Origin of the sequence: Hydrogenophaga sp., from assembly GCF_041633695.1 — a bacterium.
Lineage (GTDB): Bacteria > Pseudomonadota > Gammaproteobacteria > Burkholderiales > Burkholderiaceae_C > Hydrogenophaga.
In genome coordinates this window covers 1-4,606 of sequence record NZ_JBFJMY010000339.1, presented here as the reverse complement: position 1 = coordinate 4,606, position 4,606 = coordinate 1, and the positions used below count along the sequence as shown (strand labels likewise).

Below are 4,606 nucleotides of genomic sequence, written 5' to 3'. Positions count from 1 at the left end.
CCGCCGTCTGCGCATCACCGGGCGCGCGCCCGGTATCGTTTTCGGTGGTACCACCGAAGCCACCAAGATCGAACTCGATCACAACGCCCTGTGGCACGCCCTGAAAAAAGAAGCGTTCCATGCATCCATCCTCGAGATGGAACTGGCCGGCAAGGTTGAAAAAGTGTTGCTGCGCGATGTGCAGTACCACCCCTTCAAGCCCCAGGTTCTGCACGTGGACTTCCAGCGCGTGGACGACAAGACCCGCCTGCACAAGAAAGTGCCACTGCACTTCATCAACGCAGACCAGTCGCCAGCCGTCAAGATCGACAACTGCCTGATCAGCCACGTGATGACCGAAATCGAAGTGGAATGCCTGGCCACCCAGTTGCCAGAACACATCGAAGTGGACCTCGCCAACGCCGTCAAAGGCGCGACGATCCACGTGCGCGACATCACCCTGCCCAAGGGCATCAAGGCGGTGATGCACGGCCGTACCAACCTGACCCTCGCCACCGTGGTTCCGCCACTGGTGGAAGCGGTTGTGGCACCGGTGGTCGCTGCTCCAGTGGACCCCAAGGCCAAAGGCAAAGGCAAGAAATAATCTTGCCCCCACGCTCCACCGCTGCGCGGGTCGCTGCCCCCCGAGGGGGCTGATCCGACTTGGGGCGGCCCGGCGTCGGATCGCCTTCCTTCGCCGTGAAACGGCCCGCATCAGCGGGCCGTTTTTCATGGTGCCGTCCGCAGATTACCGATAATCCCCGCATGATCAAACTCATTGCCGGCCTGGGCAACCCCGGACCGGAATACGAACACACGCGCCACAACGCCGGTTTTTGGTGGGTGGACGAGGCGGCCCGGCTGCTCAAGACCTCGCTGCAAATGGAGCGCTCGTACTTCGGGCTCACCGCCCGCGCCAGCGTTGCAGGCCAGACCTTGTGGCTGATCGAACCCCAGACCTTCATGAACCTGTCGGGCAAGTCCGTGGCCGCGCTGGCGCGCTTCTTCAAGATCGCTCCGGAAGAGGTGCTGGTGGTGCACGACGAACTCGATCTGCCCCCGGGCGAAGTCAAGCTCAAGCGCGGTGGCGGCCACGCGGGCCACAACGGCTTGCGCGACATCCACGCCCAGCTTGGCAGCCCCGATTACTGGCGGCTGCGCGTGGGCATAGGCCATCCGGGCAACAAGGCGGAGGTGGCGAACTGGGTGTTGAAGAAGCCGTCACCCGACGACCGCATCGCGATCGCACAAGCACTGGACCGCAGCTTGAAAGCATTGCCGCAACTGATCGCGGGCGAGATGGACAAGGCCACAGCGCTGATCCACACCAGCAAACCCCCACGGCCCAAACCACCCAGGCCCGCCCCCCAAGCGGCCACTCAGCCGCCGGATGCCGGTGTGGTGCCGCCTGCCGAGGCCAGCGACTGACCGGCGTTTTGCAGGCGCTGGTATTTTTGCCAGAGCGTTTCGTGGTTTTCGATGTGGTCCGGGTGTATCGGTATGCAGCTCACCGGGCACACCTGCACGCATTGCGGCTCGTCAAAATGGCCCACGCATTCGGTGCATTTGGATGGCTCGATCTCGTAGATATCCGGCCCCATGTAAATGGCCTGGTTCGGGCATTCGGGCTCGCACACATCGCAGTTGATGCATTCGTCGGTGATCATCAGCGCCATGCCGTCACCTCCCATGCTGCGGGTGCGGGGCGGTGCGCATCGCACCAGAAGCCGGCGTTCGGGCGGTGCACCTCAAGCCTCCGCCGGACGTTGGAACAGGCGCTTGGCCACCGAAGCGTTCACCATGCTGGACACGTCGCCGTTCAAACCCGCGATTTCACGCACCAGGGTGCTGGAAATGCATTGCAGCTGGGCCTGCGGCAACAGCAAGACGGTCTCGACCCCCGGGTTCAGCTTGCGGTTCATGCCCGCCATCTGGCTTTCGTAGTCGAAGTCGGTGAGGTTGCGGATACCGCGCACCACGGCCACAGCGCCTTGCTGGCGGCAAAAGTCCATGATCAGGCCATCAAACGGCAGCACGCGCACCTGGCCGGGCATGCTGGCGGCCGCTTCGGCCACCATTTCCATGCGCACTTCCAGGGCAAAGCGGGTTTTCTTGTGATAGGCCTTGGCGACCGCGACGATGACCTCGTCGAACAGCAGCGAAGCGCGGCGCACCACGTCTTCGTGGCCCAGGGTGATGGGGTCGAAGGTGCCGCTGTAGACCGCCACACGGGCTTGGTTGGGCGTGCTGGAAGCGAGAGAAGTCATGGGGGAATTATGCGCGAGGCCCCGCTCCACGGCTATTCGGGCAGCAAAAGCCGCAACAGCTGAAAGGCGACCGCGCCCGCACGGCCACTGCGGTGTATCTGCAGACCCAGCCGAGCCAGTTCGTCGTCGCTCCAGGGCGCGGGCGATTCGAGGTAAATCCAGCCGTTGGGTGCGATGGCCTGGCGCGCGGCCAACAAGGCGGCTTCTACCAGGCCCGAGCCCTGCGCCTGGGCAAAAGGTGGGTCCAGCAAGACCAGCTGCAGGTTTTGACCCCGCTTTTGCTGCAGCGCGGCCACCCCGTCGCCACGCTCCACACGCACCGTGTCGGCCTTCAAACGCAGTTTGATCTTGTTCAGATTGGCCACCACGGCCGGGTCTTGCTCAACCAGCAACACTTGGGCCGCGCCGCGCGAAGCCGCTTCCAGCCCCAGGGCGCCGGTACCGGCAAAGGCGTCCAGGCAATGCCAGCCGCTCAGGTTCTGGCCCAGCCAGTTGAACAAGGTTTCGCGCACGCGCGAGGGCGTGGGCCGCAGACCCGGTCGGTCCAGCACCGGCAGCAGGCTGCGCTTCCATTGCCCGCCCAGGATGCGGACCTCCTGGGGCGCCGATGCGCGGGTCGGCTGAGGGGTCTTGAGCGGCGCTTTTTTCATGCCCATAGCTTAAGGGAGCGGGCGCGCCTCGGCCCGTGTTCAGCGCGGCTGCGCACCCACCACCACGGTGACCCAGCGATCGGGCTGCAGCACGCGCGCAAACGCGCTGCGGATATCGGCCACCGTGAGGCGCTCCACCGCTTGCGGCCAGGTATCGAGGTAATCCAGCGGCAGACCGTACCAGGCGATGTTGGCCACATTGGCGAGCAGCTTGCGGTTGCTATCGATGCGCAAGGCAAAACCGTTCACCAGAAAATCTTTGGCGGCCTGCAGCTCGGCTGCCGTGGGCCCATCTGCCACAAAGCGGCGCACCACGTCCTGGGCCACCGCTACCGCTTGCTCGGCCTGATCGGGCCGGGTTTGCAGAGCCACACTGAAAGCGCCCGCGTGCAGTCCGGGTGAAAAAGTGCTGTAGACGCTGTAGCTCAGGCCGCGCTTCTCCCGCACCTCGGTGGTGAGCCGCGACACAAAACCGCCGCCGCCCAGGATGTAGTTGCCCACCAGCAGCGGCAGATAGTCCGGGTCGGCGCGGCGGATGCCAGGCTGGCCGAGCAGCACCTGTGCTTGGGCGGCGTCAAACGCCGGGCGCGCCGTGAACGCTTGTGCCAGCGGCCGCACTTCGGGCACGCTGGGCAAGCTGGCGCAACCGTGGTGCTCGATGGCGCCCATGAGCTGGTCAACGATGCGGTCGGCCTGCGCCCGGTCGATGGCGCCCACCAGACTGACCCGGGCGCGGCACACCGCCACATGTTGTTCGTAGAAGCGGCGCGCGTCGGCCACCGAGATCGCGGCCAAACTCGCCGCGGTGGTCTCCAAGCCATAGGGGTGGTCGCCATAAACGGCCTGGGAAAACACGCGCCCCGCGAGCGTGGCGGGTTGTGTTTCGGCTTCGCGCAGTGCCGCCGCGAGGCGTTCGCGGTCGCGCTGCCAGACCACCTGGGGCCAGGCCGGTGCGGCCAGCTGGCGCGCCGCCAGGGCCACGGCCTGGGGCAGCAGTTCGGGATCGGTGAGGCTGCGCAGAGATACGCTGAAGCGGTCGCTGCTGACCTGGCTGTCCAGCCGCGCACCCAGGTCCACCCAGGCCTCGCTCAACTGGTTTTCGTCCAGCGCGGGCAAACCCGCCTGGGCCTTCACGCCGCCCGAGAGCAGACCGGCGCTGGCGCTGGCCAGACCGGCCTGGACGGCGGGGTCGCGGCGGCTGCCGCCGTCAAAATCGAGTTGCACGTCCAGCATGGGGATGCTGGGGCTGGGCACCAGAAACACGCGGGCACCGCTGCTGTGCGTCCAGCTTTGAATGGGAATAGCAGCCTGCGCAGAGAAAACGCAGCAAGCGGCCAAGCACCCAGTGATCCAGACTTTGAACGGGAGCGCGGCGGCGCGGTGGATGTGCACAGAATGACCCGACAGAACAGAAAACAGGGTGGACACGTGGTGGGTAGGCTTGGGGCCGTGAACGGGGTTCATTGAGGACGGGCGACGGCAGTCGGGACAGCGGATGGGGCAGCGGGCAAGGCTTTCGCGGCGCCCTCACTGCTTCGGCCGGCTTCGGGCACCAGCACCGCCGTGGTCAGTTGCTCGGCAGAAAAATAGCGTTGCGCCACCGACTGCACCTGTTGCGCCGTCACGGCGCGCAAGCGGTTCATCAAGCGCGCGCCAGCGCTGCTGTCCATACCGTTGATCCAATAGGTGCCCAGTTCTCTGGCCTGGTTG

6 protein-coding genes and 1 pseudogene are annotated in these 4,606 nt (G+C 65.6%); 2 read left to right on the top strand and 5 right to left on the bottom strand.

Features of this window, described 5'->3' with window-relative positions:
- Together ABYB95_RS17465 and pth are read left to right on the top strand one after the other, a co-directional pair.
- Positions 1 to 583: 50S ribosomal protein L25/general stress protein Ctc (locus tag ABYB95_RS17465; protein ID WP_372659827.1), on the top strand; the 583-nt coding region annotated here is incomplete at its 5' end.
- Between the two features lie 161 nt (positions 584 to 744).
- Positions 745 to 1,407, top strand: a complete 663-nt coding sequence (pth, locus tag ABYB95_RS17460; protein ID WP_372659826.1) for an aminoacyl-tRNA hydrolase — start codon at positions 745 to 747, stop codon at positions 1,405 to 1,407.
- Here the strand turns inward: pth and ABYB95_RS17455 are convergent.
- The 5 genes and pseudogenes from ABYB95_RS17455 to ABYB95_RS17435 all read right to left on the bottom strand — a co-directional run.
- Positions 1,359 to 1,655, bottom strand: a complete 297-nt coding sequence (locus tag ABYB95_RS17455; RefSeq protein ID WP_372659825.1) for a YfhL family 4Fe-4S dicluster ferredoxin — start codon at positions 1,653 to 1,655, stop codon at positions 1,359 to 1,361. The genes pth and ABYB95_RS17455 overlap by 49 nt on opposite strands.
- 72 nt (positions 1,656 to 1,727) lie before the next feature.
- Positions 1,728 to 2,246: a pantetheine-phosphate adenylyltransferase gene (gene coaD, locus ABYB95_RS17450; protein WP_372659824.1), complete on the bottom strand. Its 519-nt coding sequence runs from the start codon at positions 2,244 to 2,246 to the stop codon at positions 1,728 to 1,730.
- A 32-nt stretch (positions 2,247 to 2,278) separates the two neighbouring features.
- The gene (gene rsmD, locus ABYB95_RS17445; protein WP_372659823.1) at positions 2,279 to 2,896 is read right to left on the bottom strand and encodes a 16S rRNA (guanine(966)-N(2))-methyltransferase RsmD; all 618 of its coding nucleotides are present in this window, start codon (positions 2,894 to 2,896) and stop codon (positions 2,279 to 2,281) included.
- Between the two features lie 39 nt (positions 2,897 to 2,935).
- Complete coding sequence (locus tag ABYB95_RS17440; RefSeq protein WP_372659828.1) at positions 2,936 to 4,246, bottom strand: M16 family metallopeptidase; 1,311 nt, start codon at positions 4,244 to 4,246, stop codon at positions 2,936 to 2,938.
- A 110-nt stretch (positions 4,247 to 4,356) separates the two neighbouring features.
- Positions 4,357 to 4,606: pseudogene (locus ABYB95_RS17435) on the bottom strand (hypothetical protein); the annotation flags it as partial.

Coding starts and splice junctions, on each gene's coding strand:
- coaD (WP_372659824.1), bottom strand. CDS start 2,246: ATGACTTCTCTCGCTTCCAGCACGCCCAACCAAGCCCGTGTGGCGGTC.
- pth (WP_372659826.1), top strand. CDS start 745: ATGATCAAACTCATTGCCGGCCTGGGCAACCCCGGACCGGAATACGAA.
- rsmD (WP_372659823.1), bottom strand. CDS start 2,896: ATGAAAAAAGCGCCGCTCAAGACCCCTCAGCCGACCCGCGCATCGGCG.
- ABYB95_RS17455 (WP_372659825.1), bottom strand. CDS start 1,655: ATGGCGCTGATGATCACCGACGAATGCATCAACTGCGATGTGTGCGAG.